A 20,149-nucleotide genomic window follows, 5' to 3' on the forward strand; every position below is an offset into this window, starting at 1 on the left:
GCTTCTTATCCATGCGCAACTCGCCCGATCCCTTCGCCCCACCTCGCAAACAGCGTGCTGCAAAATCCAATTCGCTGCTGTGGATTCTTGAGCCGCTCGAAAGCGACGCAAGCTTCACGCATCGCAAGATGTTCGGCGCCGACGCCGCGTATCTGGACGGCTTGCTGTATCTGATCGTCGCCGATCGGGAGGACCCGTGGAATGGGGTCATGGTCTGCACGTCGCAGGAACGTCATGCGGCGTTGCTGGCGGACATTCCCGACCTCTTGCCGCATCCGGTGCTGGGAAAGTGGCTGTACTTGCCGCAGTCGAGCGAGTCCTTCGAATCGACTGCGGCAACGCTGGCGGCATTGGCCGTGGCGCGCGATCCGCGCCTGGGGGTGGCGCCCAAGCCGAAGGCGCGGCGCAGCAAGGCGCGCACGATCGGCCAATAGGCCGCCTGAACGCCAGACGCCGGTGCGTCAGTCCCCCACCCGCACCACCAGCTTCCCGAAGTTCTTGCCTTCGAGCAGACCGATCAGCGCTTCGGGCGCATTTTCAAGGCCCTCGACCACATCCTCGCGCCACCGCAGCTTGCCCTCGCGGATCCACTGCCCGGCCACGTTCAGGAACTCGTCTTCCTGTTCCTTCGGGAAATCGAACACGATGAACCCCTTCATGGTGATACGCCGCGAAAGGATCTCGCGCATGGTGGCGGGCAGGCGGTCGGGACCGCTCCGGTCGGCGGGGCCGTCGTTGTAGTTGGCGATCAGGCCGCACACCGGCACGCGGGCGAAGTCGTTCAGCAGCGGCAGCACGGCATCCCACACATGGCCGCTGACGTTCTCAAAGTACACGTCGATGCCGTCGGGGCAGGCTTCGGCCAGCTTCTGCGCAAAGTCCGGCGCATGGTGGTCCACGACCACGTCAAAGCCCAGCTCTTCCTTCACAAAGGCGCACTTCTCAGGCCCGCCCGCGATGCCCACGACGCGCGCGCCCTTGATGCGTGCAATCTGGCCGACGACCGAACCCACCGCGCCGCTCGCGGCTGCGACGACGACGGTTTCACCTGGCTTGGGCTGGCCGATGTTCAGCAGCCCGACATAGGCCGTCAGCCCGGGCATGCCCAGCACGCCCAGCGCGGTCGAGGGCGGCGCGTTCGCGGGATCGAGCCGGCGCAGGCCGGTACCGTCGGACAGCGCGTAGCGTTGCCAACCGGCAGACGACAGAACGATGTCGCCTTCGCGCCAGTCGGGATGGCGCGACGTATGAACACGGGCAACGGTGCCGCCGACCATCACATCGCCGATTTCCATGGGCGTGGCGTAGGATTTTTCGTCGCTGACGCGCCAGCGCATGTAGGGATCGAGCGACAGGGTCTGGACTTCCAGCAGCACCTGGCCGTCGGCCGGTTCGGGAACAGGCACGCGTTCGACGCGGAAATCGGTGGCTTTGGGGCGGCCGACGGGCCGGGAGGCGAGGACGACGCGCAGGTTTTGGGGGTGTGTCATGGTGGATGGTTCCTTGAGTTGAGTCGGACATTTCGCGACAAGGGTCATCCTAGGCACGCGGCAGGGTTACAGCTAGACTGATATCTCGTAAACCAGATTTCAGGTATTGATAATGTCAGCCGATTTCGACCCCGCCCTGCTCCGCACCTTTGTCGCCGTCTGCCGATACGGCAGCCTGAGCCGCGCAGCGGACCAATCCGGCCGCGCGCAATCGGCGCTCAGTACGCAGATCCGCCGTCTGGAGGAAATGGTGGGCAAGCGGCTGCTGCATCGAACCGGCCGCGGCATGGCGCCCACCACCGAGGGCGAGGTGCTGCTCAGTTACGCCAACCGCATCCTCGCGCTGGGCGAGGCGGCCGCAGCGCGGCTGCGCGAGCGCGCGGTGGCCGGCAGCGTTCGCATCGGGCTGTCCGAGGACGTGGCGGTGGCCGCCTTGCCGGCGGCGCTGGGCCGGTTGCGGCGCTCGTGTCCCAATCTGCATCTGGACGTTGTCATCGACGACGGCGAGCGGCTTGCCGCGCGTTGGCAGGACGGCACGCTGGATGTGGCCGTGGGCGCCTGCGTGGGCTTTGTCGATGAACCCATCGAGTCCTGGACCGTGGATCTGCATTGGGTTTGCGGCATCGACGAAACCCTGGACCCGGACCAGCCGCTGGACGTGATCGTCTATGCCGAACCGTGCTCCTGGCGCCGGCTGGCATTCGATGCGCTGACGGCGTCGGGGCGGGATTTTCGGGTGTCGCTGACCAGTCACAACGTGGGCGCCACGATCGCGGCTGTCGAGAACGGCCTGGGCGTGGCCTTGCTGACGACCGAGTGTCTGCGGCCCGACACCATGCGCGTGATTTCCATCGGCGATGAAGGCGCGTTGCCGCTGAGCGCGCAATTTGGCCTGTACGCGGCGCATCGTCTGAACGAAAGCGGCCAGGCCGCCGTGTCGCTGTTGCGCGAAAGCCTGCGGGGATGGACGGCACAGGCCATGCCGCGGGAGGCGGCGCTCATCACCGCCTGACGCAGAACGAACGGATCGCGCAAATCGTGCGGCACCAGTCTGGCGAAGTTTCGCGCCAGATTTGTTACTCCTATACCGCCCTTCCCGGTGCCACACTGTTCCCATTCCCCCCGCCCGAACAGAGCGCACGGTAACTAAAGACACCAGGAGGATCACCCCATGACCACACCCCCCGCCTCCGCAGGCAACGGCGCCCGCGCCGCCATGCAGACGCCCCCGGTCGTATCCGCTGAAGACTGGGAAGCCGCCCGCCAACAACTGCTCATCAAGGAAAAGGCCCACACCCGCGCCCGCGACGCGCTGGCTGCCGAGCGCCGCCGCATGCCCTGGACGGCGGTGGACAAGGAATACGTCTTTGATGGCCCGTCCGGCAAGGTCACGCTGCGCGACCTGTTCGACGGCCGCCGGCAACTCATCGTCTACCGAGCGTTTCACGAGCCGGGCGTATTCGGCTGGCCGGACCACGCATGCCGAGGCTGTTCGATGGTCGCGGACCAGGTTGCGCATCTGGCACACCTGAACGCCCGCGACACGACGCTGGTCTTCGTGTCCCGCGCGCCGCAGGAGGACATTGAACGGCTGAAGGCGCGCATGGGCTGGACGATGCCGTGGTTCACGCTGACCGACAGCTTCGATGCGGACTTCGGCGTGGACGAATGGCACGGCACCAACGTGTTCTTTCGCGACGGCGACCGCATTTATCGCACTTACTTCCTGAACAACCGTGGCGACGAGCAGATGGGCGGCACGTGGAACTACCTGGACATCACGCCGCTGGGACGGCAGGAGACCTGGGAGGATTCCCCCGCGGGCTATCCGCAGACGCCGCCGTACAAGTGGTGGAACTGGCACGACAGCTATGTGCAGGATGCGCCGCCGGATCAGAAGTGGGTCGAGGTGTCCGACGCCGGCGAGAAGGCGTTCCGGAATCACTGCGATCCGAAGTAGGAAGGCGTCGCAGCAGCGCGCGTGATTCAACGCTTGCTTCAGCGCCTGTTTAAAATCAGCGCTCGCAAATTCTGCAGCGCGCGTCATGAAAATCGACCAAGGCCTCAACAACCGCCGTCCGCGTTCCCGAGTCAGCCAGCATGAGCAGTGAGCTGGCTGACTGGAAACGCGCCCTCCTGCCTTGCCGACTTCCCGCAATTGCCGCGCTGGTGCTCGTCGGTATCGCCATCTACTGCTTCAACGCGGCAAAAGACGTCCGTCTGCCCTATGACCCCGCGAAGCTGAACACGATCAGCCTGCGGGTGGACAAGGTGGCAAGCTGCGACACCAGGGCGAAGATTCGCGGGCGGTGGGAGCACTATGGCGCGCTCTGCGTGTATTCAGGCAACTACCCCTACATGGTGTTCAAGTTCTATGAAGCGACCTACAAAGTTCCGTATACCGAGGGAGAGCAAGTAGAGTTTGCGGTGCAGGAAAACGATGCGCAGCTTGCCGACAGCACGATTGCGCTTCAGTACAACATGGCAATTCCCGTCCGGGTTTATGGCGTGCGCAAGAACGGTGAAACGCTGGTCGATGCAAAGCTGGTGCACGACGCGAACTACGCGCGCAAGATGAAGTTCAACATGAACGGGTGGATCGCGCTGATTCTCGCGGCCGGCGCAGCGGTCATCACGTTCAAGCGGGCCCGGAAGATCCTGAACGAATCGATGTGGTGAATCTCAAGCGCGCTCGCTTTCACGCCTGAGCACGCGGGTCCAGGCCTGCAGCAACATGACCGCGTCCTCGTCGGACACATACTGCGGCGCGGCGCGCGCCATTGCAGCAAACAGCAGCGCATCGCAAGCCGCTTGCCACATCGGCTTCAACACCTGTTCGGTCTCGCCGTCTTCCTCGATCAAGGTAAACGCGTTGCCGCCGTCCAGTTGCTCGGCGCGCTGCCGCAGTTGGCTGTGGATCAGCAGAAAGCCGGAGTGAACCGGCGACCGGGCTTTGTCGCCCCGGCGCGTGGCGGCCAGCGCGCCGCGCCAATTGCTTTCTTCATCCGCAGCCGGCTCGCCGTCCTCTTGCGACCAGCGCATCCACGCGCGGCTGTACGCCATCCAGGCGTTCTCCGGCAGGTTGTCGGCCAGCGCCTGCGCCTCGCTGCGCGACAGCGTATTGATCTGCGCGATGATCTCCAGCACCGCCTCGCCCTTCGGGCCGAACAGCACCGACAACGGCAACGCTTCCAGCAATTCGATGGCACTGGCGCGCCAGTAGCCCGGCTCCGCAACCAGATCGGACATATCACTCTGCTTCACGACACGCACGCGCCAAAGCTTTCCGGGCCAGCGGCTGCCGATGACGATGGAGTCAAGCGACTGGTCCACCACGATCCACGGCGGAACAGGCTTTATCAACGCCACGCGGTCCGCCGTCCGCATCAGCTTGAATGCGGGGTCGGGCAGGTCGAACCAGTACCCGACAGGCATCGCTTGCCGCACGGCCGTCAGACCCGCGTCGGTCACGTCGCCGCCGCAATGCCGGCACACGCGCGCCTCACGCAAAATACGCTCGCCGCAATGCAGGCATTCGATATGCGTCGAAAGGAGCGGCTGGCTGGCAAGCGGCGACCGGTTGGGAATGCGCTTGAGGAAAATGCCCGCGACCGGCGCACTGATCAGGCCGGCAAGCAAGGCCCACCCAATGCCATTGCGCCCGCGACGCTTGGCCATGAAGCCGACCACGATCGCGAGTGCGATCCAGAGAAAGATGATGAGGAGCATGGCGCGATGTTAAACCGAGGGGATTCGGTCTTGCGCTGAGTGGATTCGACGCCGGCAGAACCGGGCACCGTAAGCGCGCGCGACCGACCCGGAAGCAAACACTTTTTCACCCCGAACGACCTACACCCGTCGCCTCCTCGCGCGAGCCGGGGTAATCTCCAGCCAGGAGATGATTTGATGTACCTCGTTGGTCACCCACAAAAAGGAAGCGCAAATGCTTGATATCACTTCGAAATTCCGCAGGACTGCCGTCGCCGCCGTCACGTTGGGCATGGCAGGTTATCTTTTTGCGGGCTGCACCACGACGGATTCGCGCGCTACGGCCACCGCCGCCGAAAAGCGTCAGGAACTGGATGCCGCCACGGCGGCCACGCTGTCCAAGCTGTATGAATCCTCGCCGCAATCACGGCAGCTGCTGGAACGCGCTCGGGGCGTCCTGGTGTTTCCGGCGGTGCTGAGCGCCAGCTTCATCGTGGGCGCCCAGCATGGGACAGGCGTGCTGCAGGTCAGCGGTCAGGACAAGGGCTACTACAGCATTACGGGCGGCTCCATCGGCTTTCAGGCGGGCGCGCAGTCCAAGGCGATGGTGCTGCTTTTCATGACGGACGACGCGCTGGCCAAGTTCCGCGCCAGCAGCGGCTGGACCATCGGCGCGGACGCCACCGTCGCCGTGGCCAACGTGGGTGTCAACGGCAGCATCGATTCCAACACCGCGCAGCAACCCATCGTCGGCTTCGTGATGAACAACGGCGGCCTGATGGCGGGCGTGTCGGTGGATGGCAGCAAGATTTCGCCGCTGCTGCTGTAGCGACTGCGCCGGCGCGGGAGGTCCGCGCCGGCCTCGATTTTGACAAGGAGATCACGCGTGATTACCGAAGAGGACAAGAAGCACCTGGCACGCTGCGTCGAGCTGGCCCGACAGGCGCTCGATGCGGGCGACCAGCCGTTTGGATCGGTGCTGGTGTCGGGCGACGGGCGGGTGCTGTTTGAAGACCACAACCACATCTCCAGCGGCGACCGTACGCGGCATCCGGAATTCGAGATTGCCCGATGGGCTGCCAACAATGTGCCGGAAGCAGAGCGTGCGGCCTGCACGGTGTACACCTCCGGCGAGCACTGTTCGATGTGTTCCGCAGCGCACGGCTGGGTGGGACTTGGCCGAATCGTCTACGCCGTGTCGTCGGCCCAGTACGCCGAGTGGATGCGCGGTTGGGGTGTGCCACCTTCGGCCGTGCGGCCTCTGCCCATCTACGAAGTCGTCGACGGCATCCAGGCTGAAGGGCCCGTGCCGGAGTTCGTCGAACAGGTCCGGGCACTGCATGAAGAGAATGTGCGGCGCAGGGCGTGAACACCTTCAGATCACGGCAGGGTGAAGCATTCTGTTTTCCGCCTAACGAATGGATACAGCTACGGTAAACCCCGCAATTATTTGCGCGCACGGGCGTGATAAGTTGGCGCCCGTGCCGTAATCGGGGTCAGGGTCGACGACCGGTCCCATCAAGACGAAAGACGGCGCATCCCTCTCCTCTCTTGATACAGACCATGCAAACTCACGTTGCCCGCGCCTCGGGAATCAAACGCAAGTCCGGAACGCTGCTTCTCGCGCTGGGCCTGGCCTTCGCCTCTGCCGCCGCCTTCGCGCAGAAGGATCCTGGCGCAGCCATCCTCCCCCCGCGCGCCAATTCGGGCAACCAGGCGCCGGCCCCGCAGCAGGCTCCGGCTCAACAGGCCCCGATGCAGCAGGCGCCCGCGCAACGCGCGCCCGCTCAACAAGCGCCCGCACAGCAGGCGCCGGCCGGCGGCGCCCTGGCGCCCGTGCAAAAAACCCAGATCAACGACCAGGCCGCCTACGAACGGCTCCTGAACAACAGCGGCGTCACGCTGCAATGGCTGTGGTCCGCCAAGCGCGGCAAGATGAACGCGATCGACGACAACGACGTGGTGCGCCTGGAAGGCACGCAGGCCAACCATGAAGGCACCTTGAAGGTCAAAGGCGAGGTCGTCTCCATTGGCCGCGACAGCTTCGTGCTGCGCGGCACGATCCTCATCCTGGACGCGCCGGACAAGGGCCGCCGCTGCGAACGCACCGGCGACTACGAGTTCAAGGCGACCGGAAAGCGCAAGTACTGGCGCCTGCAGCAGATGGAAGCGTGCGGCGGCCTGACCGATTACGTCGACATCTACTACTGACCTTTCAGAAGCGACCCGCCCCATGCCTCCTACCGCGATCAAATGGCTCGTCAGCATCGTCTTCGGATTGTTGATCGGTAGCGCCAGCTTTGGCATCACCAATCCACTGTTGTTGGCGGTGTTCGGCGTATATCCGAGCGCGGGGGCAGGCGCTGACCCACTGGATTCGGCTTTGCTGGATCGGGTCGCAATGGCCAGCGTGGTTCTTTATGTCCTGGTGGCCGTCGTGTCGGCCGTGGCGCTGGCGCGCATTGCCAACCTGCGCCGTCTGTTCGGCTGGGGATGCGCGACGCTGGGCGTGATGTTGCTGCTAACTGCCGCGATTGCCATGCTGCAGATCGATCCCGCGATGCACACCGGCGGCGGCCCCGGCGCGCGGGATGCCAATACGGCGCTGTTCTTCACCCTGTTGATCTTTGGCCTGCCGTACATCGGCGGCGGTCTGGTGCTGACGATCGGCGGCGCGGTGCTGATTCGGAAGAATCGGGACAAGCCGGCCGCCTGAACGCGCCCGACACCGCTTAAAGCACCGGCAGCTTCAACCACCTGCGCTTGCGTTAACTCATCCACGAACGTTTCGTCCATGCTTGCCAGTGCAGCCCGATCCAGGCTGTTTTGGTCGACCACGCCCCGTCGGTCCGTTCCAGATCCCGGGTCGCGCAGCGTCCTCGGCCACGATGACGTCCAACTGGTCGGCGTGATCCATCAGGGGATCGCCACGCGACGCTCGGAACAGCGCTACAACGCGCCCCCCGGACTCCCTATCGGCGCGTAAATTGTGCAAGAATTGGAATCCTTTTTTTGTGATTTACACAGGGAGCGCGTAACCAATGGCTGATGAGCGGCATTCCGCTGTTGGAGGTCGGATCAGTATCTATCGCCGGCCGAACAGCAGATTCTGGCAATGCCAAGGCACGTTTGACGGCAAGAGCCAGCGCGTCAGCACCAAGACTGACGATCTAACCCAGGCCCGGCATTTTGCGGAGAACTGGTATCTGGCCAAGACAGACGACGCATCCATTGCGGTGGGACAAACCACGGCCTCGCGCACGAATCCCCGCGCCGACCGGCCGACCTACAACTTGCCACAGCACGACAAGCGTGCGCGATTTCTGGCGGCCGCCATTGATCTGGTCGCAAGCGTGGGGTTTCGCGAAACACAGGTCAACGCCATCGCTGAGCGCGCGGGTATGTCGCCGGCGACGCTATACCGATACTTCAAGTCGCGCGAAAGCCTGCTGGTCGAGGTCGTAGCGCACGTTTCGCAGCACGAGGTCAATGTCGTGGCCGGCGTTGCGATGGGCGACGACACCCCGGCAAATCTGTTGAAGGAGTGCGCGTACACCTTCGGCAGCCGCGCCATCCGCGCCAAGCAGCTGGGCTATGCCTTGGTCGCGGAGCCTGTCGATTCGGCCATCGAGATCGAGCGGCTCAAGTACCGCAGCAAACTGATGCGCGTGTTCGAAACGATCATCGAGCGCGGCATCCGTGGCGGGGAGTTTGCCGACCAGAACCCGGAAGTCTCGTCGGCGTGCATTGTCGGATCGCTGTTTGAAGCGCTGGTGGGTCCGCTTGCGCGTAACAACGACGTTCATGACCGGCTGCGCCTAGATCGCGTCAGGGACATTGCGGATTTTTGCGTGCGGGGCGTTTCGCGGCGATGACGAGTGCGTGCGGCCGACGAACTGCGCCAGTCCCGTCTGCATGACCGGCGTACCGGCGTGCAGCTCAAGTGTCCTTATTTCGTTTTCCAACGCGTCCGCCTTGCCAAGCGTGTAAGACGCGACGAGCAACGACTTGGCCCTCGCAAGGGTGTCCCTATGCGCGACGGACATCTCTTGCGCAAGCGCGAGGGCGGAATGCGTCAAATCCTCTGCGGGTACGACGGAATGCAGAATGCCCCAGTCCACCGCCTGCGTTGCCGTGATGGATTGGCCCGACAGGATCATCCACTTGGCTCTTTGCACACCGATGGTCCTCGGCAGACGGACGCTGCTTCCCCCGCCTGGCAGCAACTCGCGCAAGGCGTGCGCATCGCCAATGGTGGCGTCTTGCGACGCGATCACTGCGTCGCAGCACAGCAACAACTCCAGTCCCCCCGCCCGCACGGCGCCGTGAGCCATGCCCACGACAGGCAGCCGGGAGGTCTCGAATCGCCGGCATACCTCGCGGAACCGGTCCAGCAGGGTACGGACAGCCGTGCGTCCGCCTTCCAGCAGCTCACCGAGATCGGCGCCCGCGCAGAAATTGCGACCGGCTCCGGAGAATATGATCGCCTTTACGTCCGGCGCCGACTCTGCCGCCTCGATTGCGGCCAGCACCTCATCCAGCAGACCGGAACTGACAGCATTTGCCTTTTCGGGCCGGTTCAGCGTGATCCACGCCATGCCAGCCTGCACGATGCAAATGGGCGTCAGCCGCTGCCCCGTGCCATTCAATCCTGCGTCGCTCATCACATCACCTTGGTTTCTCATCGGCATTCACATTGCGGCGGCTCTGCGCCCCGCGCTCGCGTCGGCTCGTCATGGCGCAAACCGGGTTCCGCCGTCAAGCCGATAGCACGTCCCATTGACGTACGGATTGGCGAGAATGGACTGCACCATGGCAGCAAACTCCGCCGGCAGGCCGCAGCGCTTCGGAAAGAGAAAGCCTTTCTCCATGGCTTCCATCCCCTTTTGCGGCACGTTCATCGTGAGCTCGGTCCCGAAAACGCCTGGTGCGATAGCCATGCAGCGGATCCCATACTCGGCCAGGTCACGCGCGATCGGCAGCGTCATTCCGGCGATCGCGGCCTTGCTGGCGCTGTAGGCGGCTTGTCCTTTCAGTCCGTCGAAAGCGGCGATCGAACTGGTGTTGACGATCACGCCGCGCTGCCCGTCGGCGTCAGGGGGGTTATGGATCATCCTTTCAGCCGCCAGTCGCAAAACGTTGAATGATCCCGTCAGGTTGATGGCCAGGACCCGGTTCCAGACGTCCAGGTCGTGTGCCACGCCACGCGAGACCGTTTTGGCGGCCGACGGCACGCCCGCACAATTGACAACGAACCGAAGGTCTCCGAAAGCTGCCGCGCCGGCGTCCACGCAGGCTTTCACCTCCTGCGCATCGCACACGTCGGCGCGAAGGGCCACATGCTTGCCGGGTAATTCCGATCGCGTGCGTTCCAGCCCGTCGTCGTTCATATCGAGCAGGACAAGCCTGGCGCCGTGCCTGGCCAACAATTCCGCGGTCGCCCGCCCCAGTCCGGAGGCCGCGCCGGTCACAATTCCAGCCGCGCCAGCAATGTTCATGCCTTTACCTCCACACTGCCGCGCAGCTCGTTGCGCAGCACGAATCGTTGGGTTTTTCCGGACGGGGTCTTGGGCAGTTCGTCGCGGTAGTGAATGCGGCGCGGATAAGCGTGCGCCGCGTAATCGGCGCGCACCTTCTGCCTGAGGGCCTCGGACAGTTCTTCGGTGGCGACGTAGCCGTGGTTCAGCACCACGACGGCTTCGAGGACCTCACCCCTGATCGCGTCGGGAACCGCAACGACCGCCACGTCCCGCACCGCCGGATGCGAGGCGATGACAGACTCCACATCGAAGGGGCCGATGCGATAGCCCGCCATGATGATCACGTCATCATCCCGTGACGAAAAGCGGAAGTAGCCCTCGCCGTCATACGAGGCCAAATCTCCCGTCAAATACCATCGCCCGCAGGGCGTCAGCCGGTCAGCGTTCTTTTCAGGAGTGCGGGCATAGCCGTCAAACCACGCCAACGGACTGTCGGAGAGCCGCGCGGCCAGCAGCCCGGACTGGTTTGGACCCAACTCTTCATGCGTCGCCGGGTCGATGACCGTCATGTCCCAGCCCGGCAGCGCGCGACCCATGGAGCCCGGCTTGATCGGCATTGCAAGGTCGGGATGATGATGATTGTTAAGCAGCATCCCGGCTTCGGTCTGCCCGAAGTGATCATGCACCTGCGCGCCCAGACCAGCTGGCGCCCACAGATTCACGTCCGGCGTAAGCGGCTCACCCGCGCTGGATGCGCAACGCAAAGCGACATGTCCATCCGGCACGCCATGCGCCTTCAGGCTGCGGTACACCGTGGGCGCCGCGGTGAAGTTGGTGACGCCTTGGCGCGTGAGGACAGCCAAGGTCCCCTCGGGCGTGAACTTCTCGACGTGCATGATGGACTCCACGCCCGTCGACAGCGAAACCAACACGCCAAAATAAAGGCCATAAGCCCAGCCCGGATCGGCTGCATTCCAGAAGATATCGTCCGAAACGAGTCCAAGACCAAATTCCCCATAGGCCTGAAAGCCCGCGACTGCCCGCAGCGGCACCACGACGCCCTTGGGCTTGCCCGTGGTACCGGACGTGTAGACCTCAATGACGGCCCCACCGCCCGACGTGACGTGGGCGGGGAAGTCGGCTTCGCCGCTCATCTCGATGTCGGCAAGGGTCAGCTCACTATCCGTCGCGCCCCCCGCCACGGCCAGCGACAGCCCGGGAAGCTCGCCAACCAACGCATCGAGCTTAGGCTTCTGAGCCGCGTCGCAAACCACCAGCTTTGTCCCGCTGCTTGCCAGCCGCATCTCAATGGCCGGCTTGGCAAACGCCGTGAAGAGCGGCACATACACCGCGCCCAGCCGCCAGATGGCAAGCAGCGTGACGAGATAATCCTCTCCCTTGGACATCAGCGACGCAATGCGATCGCCGACGCCGTAACCACGCTTTTTCAAGCCCGACGCGAGCCTTTCGGAGCGCTCGCGCAGTTGGCCATAGGTGAGGATCACTGCTTCGCCATTGCTTGTGACGATGCGATAGGCGATGGCCTTCGGATCGTGGCGGTCGCAAAGCAGATAACTCGCGCACGCGTTCTCGCCTCCGTAGGCGTCGATAAGGCTCGCAAGCCGTTGTCTTATCGCCGGGCTGTATTCCCCTGCCTTCATGGTTGTCTCCTGTCGTATGTCTTTTCATGCGTGCGCCAAAAGCCAGGCGCGCGCGGCCACCTATATCACCCGCGTGAGATGTCGGTCCCTTTGGTTTCGCGCGCAAAGATCAGGCTGAGCACTGTGCAGGCCACCGCAATGCCGACCGGGTAATACAAACCCGCGTAGATGTTTCCGGTGGCCGCCACGATCGCGAATGCGGTCGCCGGCAGAAAGCCGCCGAACCACGCTGCGCTCAGGTGATACGGAAACGACATGGCGGTGTAGCGGATGCGCGACGGGAACATCTCCAGTAGCGACGTCGTGGACGGTGCAAAGGTGATGGTGCCGAAGCTGAGGAGCACCATCAGCAGCAAAACAATGACCGGCGCATTGACGTCCTGCGGGTTGGCCGTGCCAAGCGGATAACCTTTGTCGACCAACGCTGCGCGCAACTCGGCATCGAACCGCTGCTTCTCTTGCGCCGCGTTCGGCGCATCCGCCTGATACGACACGATCACCTTATCGCCCACCCGAATCTCGGCAAGGGCCGTGTTCGCACTGGCAAGGCTCGTGTAGTTCAGCCCGAGCCCCGTCATGGCGTTGGTTGCTACGTCGCAGGACGATGTGAATTTTTTCGTGCCCAGCAGGTTGAACTGGACGGAGCAATCCGCGGGGTTGGACGCGACAGAGATGGGCGCGGCGCGTTGGGCGCGTTCCAGCGCGGGGTTGGCAAAGTGCGTCAGCCCTTGAAAGATCGGAATGGTCAATACCGCCGCGAGCACGTAGCCGCCGATGTAGACCGGGCGTCTGCCAATACGGTCCGAAAGATTGGCAAAGACGATGTAGAGCGGCGCCGTGAGCAGCGTCGCAACGATCAACATGAAGTTCGCCGTCAGCGTTTCGACCTTGAGCACCTTGGTCAGGAAGAACAGCGAATAAAACTGCCCCGTGTACCAAAGCACTGCTTGCGCGGGCAGGATGCACAATGCACCGATCAGAATGAGGCGCACGTTTTTCCAGGTGCCGAACGTTTCGGCAAGGGGAGACTTCGACGCCCGGCCTTCGGCCTTCATCTTCTTGAATTCGGGAGACTCGTCCAACTTCAGTCGGATCCACAACGAGATCAGAAGCAGCGCGATGGAAATGATGAACGGAATCCGCCAGCCCCACGCGCCGAACGCTTCCTGCCCCATCGTGAGCCGAAGCGGAATGATGACGGCCACGGCAAGCAGGAAGCCAACCGCCGCCGTCAGGATCACCCATGCCGTCCAGGTTGCGCGTTTGTTCGCTGGGGCATGTTCGGCCACATAAATCATCGCACCGCCGAATTCCCCCCCCAGTGCCAGACCCTGGATCATGCGCATCACGACAAAGCCTATGGGAGCGATGAGGCCGGCGGTCTCATACGAGGGCAGCACGCCGATCAGGAACGTCGAACCACCCATCAGTACGATGGTGACCAGAAACGTGTACTTGCGTCCCACCAAGTCGCCCAACCGGCCAAAGACGATGGCGCCGAACGGACGAAGCATGAATCCCGCCGCGAACCCCAGCAGCGTGAAGATGAATCCCGCCGTGGGATTCACGCCAGAAAAGAACACGCGGGCGATCTCTGCCGCCAGCAGCCCGATCAAAAAGAAATCGTAGAACTCGAACACCGTGCCCAGGGATGCAGCGACGATGACGCGCTTGTCCCTTTTTGACATGGACGATGAACGCGGTGCAGTTGCGGTAGCTTCCATTTCCCCTCCTCCTGTGTGAAGGCCTTCATCTGTTAATGCTGAGGATTCACCTTTATTGCGGAGCGGATTCGCCGTGCGAACGCACTTCCGCTTTATGTGCAGGAATAATATTTTCAATTATCGTATTTGTCCATATATGTGAAAACCCTCATATCGTGGCGACGCTCGGAAGCACGCGGGGTGCGTATCCTCAAGCGGCACGGCCCAGCCGGCCCCGAGCGGTCTGGACGTTCGCCAGTACAATCCCCGCGCTCTCCCCTATTTCTTTCCCGGCAGTCCCCATCCCCATGTCCAACCTCATCGTCCACGGCGGCACGCCTTTGCGCGGCCGCGTCGTCCCTTCGGCCAATAAGAACGCGGTGCTGCCGATCCTGTGCGCCACGCTGCTGACCGATCAGCCGTTGACATTGCATGGGGTGCCGGATATCACCGATGTGCGCAAGATCCTGGACATCTTTCGCACACTGGGCAGTGACGTCCGGCTGGACGATGCGACGCGCACGCTGGCGCTGCATCACAAGAACACCGTCTTCGATGCGGCAAACCACCGGCTGCCCGAGGAGATGCGTTCGTCGATCATGCTGGTGCCGCCGCTGCTGGCGCGCTTTGGCGTGGCGCGGCTGGAGGACAACGTCAAGGGATGCACGCTGGGGGTGCGCGAGATCGATCCCCACGTGGACATCTTCCGATCATTCGGCGGCCAGGTGGAACGCGCCAGCGGGTCACTGCTGGTGCGCGCGAGCGGTCCGCTCAAGCCCACGCATCATTGGCTGGACTATGCGTCCGTGACCACGACCGAGAACTTCGTGTTGTGCGCGGCCGCGGCAGAAGGCGAGTCGTCGTTGACCAATGCAGCGTCCGAGCCGCACGTGCAGGAGTTCTGCCGGTTCATGGCAATGATGGGCGCCGATATCGACGGCATCGGCACGTCGCGGCTGGTGGTGCGCGGCGGCAAGCGTCTGGGCGGCGGCGAGTTCACGTTTGAAGAAGATTTCCACGAGATCACGACCTTCCTCGCGCTGGGCGCGATCACGGGTGGCGACGTGGTGGTGCGCAATCGCACGCCGGGCAATTTTCCGCTTATCGACCGCACGTTCGCCAAGTTCGGCGTGCGAATCGAGCACAAGGACGGCTGGTCCCGCGCGCTGCGCGACGGGCCTTTGAAGGTGCAGACGCCGTTCACCAGCAATGTGCTGACCAAGGTCGAGGCGGCGCCCTGGCCTTACTTTCCGGTGGACCTGTTGCCGATTTTCATTGCGCTGGGCGTGTGCGCCGAGGGCAATGCGATGTTCTGGAACAAGGTCTATGACGGTGCGCTGGGCTGGACGGGCGAGCTGTCCAAATTTGGTGCGCACGTGTTCTCGTCGGACCCGCACCGCGTGGTGACGTTTGGCGGCAATCCGCTGACGCCGGGCGTGGTCGAAAGCCCCTACATCATCCGCGTGGCGATCGCGCTGTTCATGGTGGCCAGCAGCATCAAGGGACGTTCGGAGATTCGCAACGCCACGCCGATCCGACGCGCCCATCCGAGCTTTGTCGAGAACCTGCGCAGCCTGGGCGTGCAGGTCGAGTGGGCGAACGACGAGTAAGCCGAGGATTCATCAGCCGAAGCTGTAGCGACTGAGGCGATAGCGACCGTAGCGATAGCGACCAAAGCTGAAGCAATCGAAGCTGAAGCGATCGAAGTCGAATCAACCGAAATAAGGGCGTCCTGGCGACGCCCCTTTTTGCGCGCTCACTGGCCGCCTTCGGATGCCGGCGATGCGGCCCGGAACGCTGCGCCGATCACGCGCGCGGTCAACCTGCCGCCGCCACAGCAGGCGCCGATGCCGGCGCCGGCGCGATCGGCGTCAGGCCGAACCGCTTCATCGTCTCCATCATCCGAGCCTTGTCCGGCGGCCCGCCGCCGTTGATCAGCGCCGCCATCTCGCGGAAGTAATCCGCGCTGATTTCCGGCGTGTTGATCACCAGCGCCTTGGCCATGACCGCGTGCGGGTTGCTGAACGCATGGGCCACACCGGTCGGCGTGGTCATCGAATCGCCGGGACGAAGGTCGCGCGTTTCTGCGCCGACGGTAAAGCGCAGCGTGCCTTCAAGCACGTAGATCAATTCCTCGTTGTCGTGGCTGTGCGGCGGCGGCACGTTCGAGCCCGGCGGCACACACAATTCAAACGCCCCCATGCGGTTGCCCCGCCCGCTTGGCTGGAGATAGCGGATTTCCAGTTGGCCCACGCGGATCACTTCTTCTTCATCGAATGCTTGCGCTACGTTCATGGCATACTCCCGTGTAAAGTTACTTTACGTTCCAGTGTACAAATTTTTTACGCCATGTCCAGCAGAAAAAATAGCGCCGCATCCGAACCGCAAACCGGCCTGCCGATGATCGGTTCCTTGCTGCGGCTGCCTCGCGAGCACGTGGTCGCGCGCATGTTGTCCGCCGTCAACGCGCAGGGATTTGACGTGTCATTGACCGAACTGGGCGTCTTCATGTATCCCGGCCCGCACGGCCGGCGGCCAATCGAGCTGGCCCGCCAATGCAACATGTCGCGCCAGGCGATGAACTACGTGCTGGCCGAACTGGAGCGGCGCGGCTATCTGCTGCGCCGGCCCGGCGCCACATCGAATTCCACCGAATTGCAGCTCACCGCCCGCGGTCAGGAGATGTACGTGCTGATGCGCCGATGCGTGGCGGCCGTTGAATTGGAATGGAAAGCGCACCTGGGTGAACAGCGCTTCAACGCCCTGCGTGAGACCTTGCAGGATCTGTCGGCATGGCTGGGCAAAGTGGATTGATGCCATCGGACGGTGCGCCGCGCAGCGCCCCGGATTTTTGATTTACGCCGCACTGCTGACACAGAACTGAATGTTATTGTCTTGTCTTTCCGGCACGCAGGCGACCCGTCGCCGGCGTGCTTGAACGCCATCCACAAGGAGCCGCAATGAAGTTGATCCCGTCCCTGTTGCTGGGCGCAAGTGCGCTGTCGATGACCTTCGCCGCGACCGCTGCGCCGGTCACGTATGACCTTGATCCCTCGCACACGTACCCCAGTTTCGAGGCCGATCACTTTGGCGGCCTGTCGACCTGGCGGGGCAAGTTCAACCAGTCCAGCGGCGTGGTCGTGCTGGACCGCGCGGCGCGCACCGGCACCCTGGAAGTCACCGTGGACATCAAGTCGGTGGACTTCGGCCACGACGAAATGAACCAGCACGCGATCGCGCCGGATATCTTCGACGCAGCCAAGTACCCCACCGCCACGTTCAAGGGCAAGTTCACCAAGTTCGACGGCGACAAGCCGGAGGAAGCCACGGGCGACCTGACGCTGCGCGGCGTCACGCGCCAGGTGAAGCTCGATATCGACGACTTCAAATGCATCGATCATCCGATGGTCAAGCGCGAGGTCTGCGGCGCCGATGCTTCCACCGAGTTCAGCCGCAAGGATTTCGGCATGAACTTCGGGCTGGACATGGGCTTCAAGCCCGAGGTCAAGCTGAAGATCCAGGTCGAGGCCATCCGCCGGCAATAAGGCTCGCGCCCTACCCTTGCCCGCCTCGCGCTTGCGCCAGAAAGTCCAGCACCGCGCGATACGACCCTTCGTTCCCAGCCGCGTTGGCGGACGGCGTGCCGCCCGCATCCAGCAGCAGTCCGGACATCGCGTGCGGCTTGTTGATCAGCGTGGCCGGCAGGCAGGGATAGTGGACATGGTGGCCCGCCCCGGCGCAAACGTAGTGGTTCGTGGGCAGATCAAACGCCTGCCGCTGCCTCACCACCATTTCGGAATACGCGGTGCTGGGCCAGAAGCCGTCGTCGGACGCGCTGACCAGCATGACCGGTCCGGGGTAGTTTTCGACGGGAATGCGCGCGCGCTCGAAGGCCGAAGCATCGCGCGTGGCGCTCAGGAATGCCAGGGTCTGGCGATACGGCGGCTCGGAGGCATAGGCGGCGTTCCAGTCGGCCGTGGCGTTGTCTTGCCACAGGTGCGGCAAGGGCTCGCCATGCCGGGTCCAGACCTGGGCATCGCGGCCCGTGCCCGGCGCGCCGGCGCTGACCACGCCGTGCATCACGGGCGACGGCACGTAGGCCACGACCGCGCTGACCAGGTCGGGGAAATGCGAGGCAACAAGCAACGATGTCTCGCCGCCCCGGCTGATGCCCGACACCGCCACGAAGCCGTCGCGCGGCTGCAGCGATTTGCGGACCCATTTCAGGGCGGCTTCGAAGTATTCGAGCGGCATGTCGTTCAAGTACTTCGGACGGCCGTCGTAGTTGAAGATCGCCAACGCCAGGCATTGATAGCCGCGAGCGGCAAACAGCGCGGCGCGGGGCGCGTTGACGCCACCCGACGAGCCGTTCATGTAGACCACGACGGGATGCGGGCCGGGTCCGGCCGGCACGAATAGTTCGCCGGACAGCGACATGCCGTCCACCTCTTCGCGCACGGACCGGTGCGTGACACCGTCCGCCAGGAAGTCCTGCACCAAAGTGGCCTCTGCCGACAGCGCGCCATTCGTGGCGTGAAGGTGCACGGTCAGCGCATCGGTGCTGTCGGGCGGAAACACCACGCGGTCCATGTCCTGGCACACCATGGACCAGACGATGCCCATGGCCGACGGCTCGGCGTACGAGCCGGACACGGGGCTATCGCGCCGCAAGTCCAGGCGTCCGTCGTGGCCGGCCACGAACACGGCCTCCGAGCGCCACGCCGCGCCGCACATGTGCATGCTGGCCGTGACGGTGATAAAGGCATAAGCCGGAAAGCCTTCGATGCGGATGTCGCGCTCGACGTCGATCAGCGCGCGTTCGGGCGTTACGGTGATACGGGGCTGTGTCACTGTCGTCTCCTTGCCGTCGCGGCCTTATGCCTTCAGGTCGGTCTTGGGCACGCCGTTGGCCTTGATGACCTGCGCCCACATGGCGGATTCGTCGGCGATGACCTTGTCCAGATCTGCGGACGACGTGAACTCCACGGCCACGCCCTGCTCCGCGAATTGTTGCACCAGGCTGGGATCGCGCGTGCCTTCGCGCACGGCGTGCTCCAGCGTCTTCACGACGTCGGCGGGCATGGCGGCGGGGCCGGAGATCATCATGCGGGTGTAGAGCTCGAAGTCGTCGACGCCCGCTTCCTTCATCGTCGGCACATCGGGCAGGCTGGACAGCCGCTTGTCCGCAGTGACGGCCAGCACCTTCAGCTTGCCGGACTTGATGTTGGGCAGCGCCGAGGTCGGAAAGTCGAACGTGCTTTGCACGGTGCCCGCCATCAGGTCCAGCAGCGCCGGACCGCTGCCCTTGTAGGGCACGTCCTGGAATTGCGTCCCGGTCTTCGACTGGAAATGCAGCAGCGCCAGATGATTGATGACGCCGCGGCCGGCATGCGCGCAGGTGATGTCGTTGGGCTTCTTCTTGGCCAGGTCAATGAACTCCTGCACGGTGTTCACGCCCAGGTCGGGATGCACGATCAGCAGCATGGGCGATTTGCCCATGGATCCCAATTGCTTGAAGTCCGATGGCTGGTACGGCAGATTGTTGTAGAGCAAGGGGTTGAGAATCATGCCGTTGGTGCCGGCAAAGCCCAGCGTGTAGCCGTCGGGCTCGGCCCGCGCCACTGCGACGGTGGCGATGATGGCCTGCCCGCCGGGGCGGTTTTCAACGACGACGTTCTGCTTGAGCGTCTTGCCCATGCGGTCGGCCAGCGCGCGCGCGGCAATGTCGGTCAGCCCGCCGGGCGCAAAGCCCACCAGCAGACGCACGGGACGCGTCGGAAAGGCGTTCTGCTGGGCCCAGGCCGGGCGCGAGATCAACGGCAAGGCGGCGAGCGCGCCCAGGGCATGACGGCGGGTGAATCGCATACGGCTCTCCAGACAAAGGCAAAGGCCAACGCGCGGCCGACGGGGGCCGCGAGGCAAGACAATGAAAAGGGGAAGGACGTACAGGCCGCCGCCGATCGGCGACGGTCACAATGATCGTATGTTGTATGCAATACAACCGACGGGCTATCTAGGGATATCCCGGTAACTGCCTGGGTGATGGACGCGATACGGGGCCCGATGCGGGACCCGATGCCGAACCCGATGCGGGGACTTGATGTGGG

At 63.8% G+C, this 20,149-nt stretch carries 21 protein-coding genes; 12 read left to right on the forward strand and 9 right to left on the reverse strand.

The annotated features are described in order from the left end of the window. Positions 1 to 11 precede the first annotated feature (11 nt). Complete coding sequence (locus AB3147_RS16090) at positions 12 to 434, forward strand: hypothetical protein (RefSeq protein ID WP_279972042.1); 423 nt, start codon at positions 12 to 14, stop codon at positions 432 to 434. A 27-nt stretch (positions 435 to 461) separates the two neighbouring features. Here the strand turns inward: AB3147_RS16090 and AB3147_RS16095 are convergent, their stop codons facing one another. Next, positions 462 to 1,490 carry an NADP-dependent oxidoreductase gene (locus AB3147_RS16095; protein WP_218344206.1) on the reverse strand — a complete coding sequence of 343 codons (1,029 nt, stop codon included), beginning with the start codon at positions 1,488 to 1,490 and terminating at the stop codon, positions 462 to 464. A gap of 112 nt (positions 1,491 to 1,602) precedes the next feature. Between AB3147_RS16095 and AB3147_RS16100 the strand changes: the two genes are divergently transcribed. From AB3147_RS16100 to AB3147_RS16110, 3 genes are all read left to right on the forward strand, one after another. Next, positions 1,603 to 2,502 carry a LysR family transcriptional regulator gene (locus AB3147_RS16100; protein WP_279972044.1) on the forward strand — a complete coding sequence of 300 codons (900 nt, stop codon included), beginning with the start codon at positions 1,603 to 1,605 and terminating at the stop codon, positions 2,500 to 2,502. A 204-nt stretch (positions 2,503 to 2,706) separates the two neighbouring features. Beyond that, positions 2,707 to 3,450: a DUF899 family protein gene (locus tag AB3147_RS16105; protein ID WP_438861022.1), complete on the forward strand. Its 744-nt coding sequence runs from the start codon at positions 2,707 to 2,709 to the stop codon at positions 3,448 to 3,450. A 140-nt stretch (positions 3,451 to 3,590) separates the two neighbouring features. Next, positions 3,591 to 4,169: a hypothetical protein gene (locus AB3147_RS16110; RefSeq protein WP_367352413.1), complete on the forward strand. Its 579-nt coding sequence runs from the start codon at positions 3,591 to 3,593 to the stop codon at positions 4,167 to 4,169. 3 nt (positions 4,170 to 4,172) lie between these two features. Here the strand turns inward: AB3147_RS16110 and AB3147_RS16115 are convergent, their stop codons facing one another. Next, positions 4,173 to 5,219 carry a hypothetical protein gene (locus AB3147_RS16115; protein ID WP_367352414.1) on the reverse strand — a complete coding sequence of 349 codons (1,047 nt, stop codon included), beginning with the start codon at positions 5,217 to 5,219 and terminating at the stop codon, positions 4,173 to 4,175. A 214-nt stretch (positions 5,220 to 5,433) separates the two neighbouring features. Here AB3147_RS16115 and AB3147_RS16120 point away from each other — a divergent pair, with 214 nt between their 5' ends. The 5 genes from AB3147_RS16120 to AB3147_RS16140 all read left to right on the forward strand — a co-directional run bounded on the left by AB3147_RS16120 (position 5,434) and on the right by AB3147_RS16140 (position 9,073). Then, positions 5,434 to 6,027 carry a BPSL1445 family SYLF domain-containing lipoprotein gene (locus AB3147_RS16120; protein WP_367352415.1) on the forward strand — a complete coding sequence of 198 codons (594 nt, stop codon included), beginning with the start codon at positions 5,434 to 5,436 and terminating at the stop codon, positions 6,025 to 6,027. A gap of 57 nt (positions 6,028 to 6,084) precedes the next feature. Then, positions 6,085 to 6,567: a nucleoside deaminase gene (locus tag AB3147_RS16125; protein WP_367352416.1), complete on the forward strand. Its 483-nt coding sequence runs from the start codon at positions 6,085 to 6,087 to the stop codon at positions 6,565 to 6,567. A gap of 194 nt (positions 6,568 to 6,761) precedes the next feature. Further along, positions 6,762 to 7,409: a hypothetical protein gene (locus tag AB3147_RS16130; RefSeq protein WP_343737250.1), complete on the forward strand. Its 648-nt coding sequence runs from the start codon at positions 6,762 to 6,764 to the stop codon at positions 7,407 to 7,409. A gap of 22 nt (positions 7,410 to 7,431) precedes the next feature. Next, positions 7,432 to 7,914 carry a hypothetical protein gene (locus tag AB3147_RS16135; RefSeq protein WP_175136193.1) on the forward strand — a complete coding sequence of 161 codons (483 nt, stop codon included), beginning with the start codon at positions 7,432 to 7,434 and terminating at the stop codon, positions 7,912 to 7,914. A gap of 325 nt (positions 7,915 to 8,239) precedes the next feature. After that, positions 8,240 to 9,073 carry a TetR/AcrR family transcriptional regulator gene (locus tag AB3147_RS16140; RefSeq protein WP_175183757.1) on the forward strand — a complete coding sequence of 278 codons (834 nt, stop codon included), beginning with the start codon at positions 8,240 to 8,242 and terminating at the stop codon, positions 9,071 to 9,073. Here the strand turns inward: AB3147_RS16140 and AB3147_RS16145 are convergent. The 4 genes from AB3147_RS16145 to AB3147_RS16160 all read right to left on the reverse strand — a co-directional run bounded on the left by AB3147_RS16145 (position 9,017) and on the right by AB3147_RS16160 (position 14,063). Then, complete coding sequence (locus AB3147_RS16145) at positions 9,017 to 9,862, reverse strand: enoyl-CoA hydratase/isomerase family protein (RefSeq protein ID WP_367352417.1); 846 nt, start codon at positions 9,860 to 9,862, stop codon at positions 9,017 to 9,019. The genes AB3147_RS16140 and AB3147_RS16145 overlap by 57 nt on opposite strands. Before the next feature lie 69 nt (positions 9,863 to 9,931). Then, positions 9,932 to 10,696, reverse strand: coding sequence for an SDR family NAD(P)-dependent oxidoreductase (locus AB3147_RS16150; protein WP_367352418.1), 765 nt, complete (start codon positions 10,694 to 10,696; stop codon positions 9,932 to 9,934). Next, complete coding sequence (locus AB3147_RS16155; RefSeq protein ID WP_367352419.1) at positions 10,693 to 12,339, reverse strand: AMP-binding protein; 1,647 nt, start codon at positions 12,337 to 12,339, stop codon at positions 10,693 to 10,695. The genes AB3147_RS16150 and AB3147_RS16155 overlap by 4 nt, the downstream gene beginning before the upstream one ends. A 65-nt stretch (positions 12,340 to 12,404) precedes the next feature. Continuing rightward, a complete protein-coding gene (locus AB3147_RS16160) occupies positions 12,405 to 14,063 on the reverse strand; it encodes an MFS transporter (protein ID WP_218344215.1) in 1,659 nt (552 codons plus the stop codon). Between the two features lie 287 nt (positions 14,064 to 14,350). Here AB3147_RS16160 and AB3147_RS16165 point away from each other — a divergent pair, with 287 nt between their 5' ends. Continuing rightward, complete coding sequence (locus AB3147_RS16165) at positions 14,351 to 15,652, forward strand: UDP-N-acetylglucosamine 1-carboxyvinyltransferase (protein ID WP_191575502.1); 1,302 nt, start codon at positions 14,351 to 14,353, stop codon at positions 15,650 to 15,652. A 208-nt stretch (positions 15,653 to 15,860) separates the two neighbouring features. On the opposite strand, the gene AB3147_RS16170 is transcribed toward AB3147_RS16165, so the two are convergent. Then, on the reverse strand, positions 15,861 to 16,295 hold the full coding sequence (locus AB3147_RS16170; RefSeq protein WP_367352420.1) for a cupin domain-containing protein: 435 nt from the start codon (positions 16,293 to 16,295) through the stop codon (positions 15,861 to 15,863). A 96-nt stretch (positions 16,296 to 16,391) separates the two neighbouring features. Between AB3147_RS16170 and AB3147_RS16175 the strand changes: the two genes are divergently transcribed. Next, positions 16,392 to 16,856: a MarR family winged helix-turn-helix transcriptional regulator gene (locus tag AB3147_RS16175; protein WP_367352421.1), complete on the forward strand. Its 465-nt coding sequence runs from the start codon at positions 16,392 to 16,394 to the stop codon at positions 16,854 to 16,856. 146 nt (positions 16,857 to 17,002) lie between these two features. Beyond that, on the forward strand, positions 17,003 to 17,587 hold the full coding sequence (locus tag AB3147_RS16180; protein WP_218344218.1) for a YceI family protein: 585 nt from the start codon (positions 17,003 to 17,005) through the stop codon (positions 17,585 to 17,587). A gap of 10 nt (positions 17,588 to 17,597) precedes the next feature. Here the strand turns inward: AB3147_RS16180 and AB3147_RS16185 are convergent, their stop codons facing one another. Together AB3147_RS16185 and AB3147_RS16190 are read right to left on the reverse strand one after the other, a co-directional pair. Next, complete coding sequence (locus AB3147_RS16185) at positions 17,598 to 18,893, reverse strand: acyl-CoA thioester hydrolase/BAAT C-terminal domain-containing protein (protein WP_367352422.1); 1,296 nt, start codon at positions 18,891 to 18,893, stop codon at positions 17,598 to 17,600. Between the two features lie 24 nt (positions 18,894 to 18,917). After that, positions 18,918 to 19,907: a Bug family tripartite tricarboxylate transporter substrate binding protein gene (locus AB3147_RS16190; protein WP_175136183.1), complete on the reverse strand. Its 990-nt coding sequence runs from the start codon at positions 19,905 to 19,907 to the stop codon at positions 18,918 to 18,920. Positions 19,908 to 20,149 lie beyond the last annotated feature (242 nt).

The sequence above is a fragment of the Achromobacter animicus genome, from assembly GCF_040775605.1.
GTDB classification, from domain to species: Bacteria; Pseudomonadota; Gammaproteobacteria; order Burkholderiales; family Burkholderiaceae_B; genus Achromobacter; species Achromobacter animicus.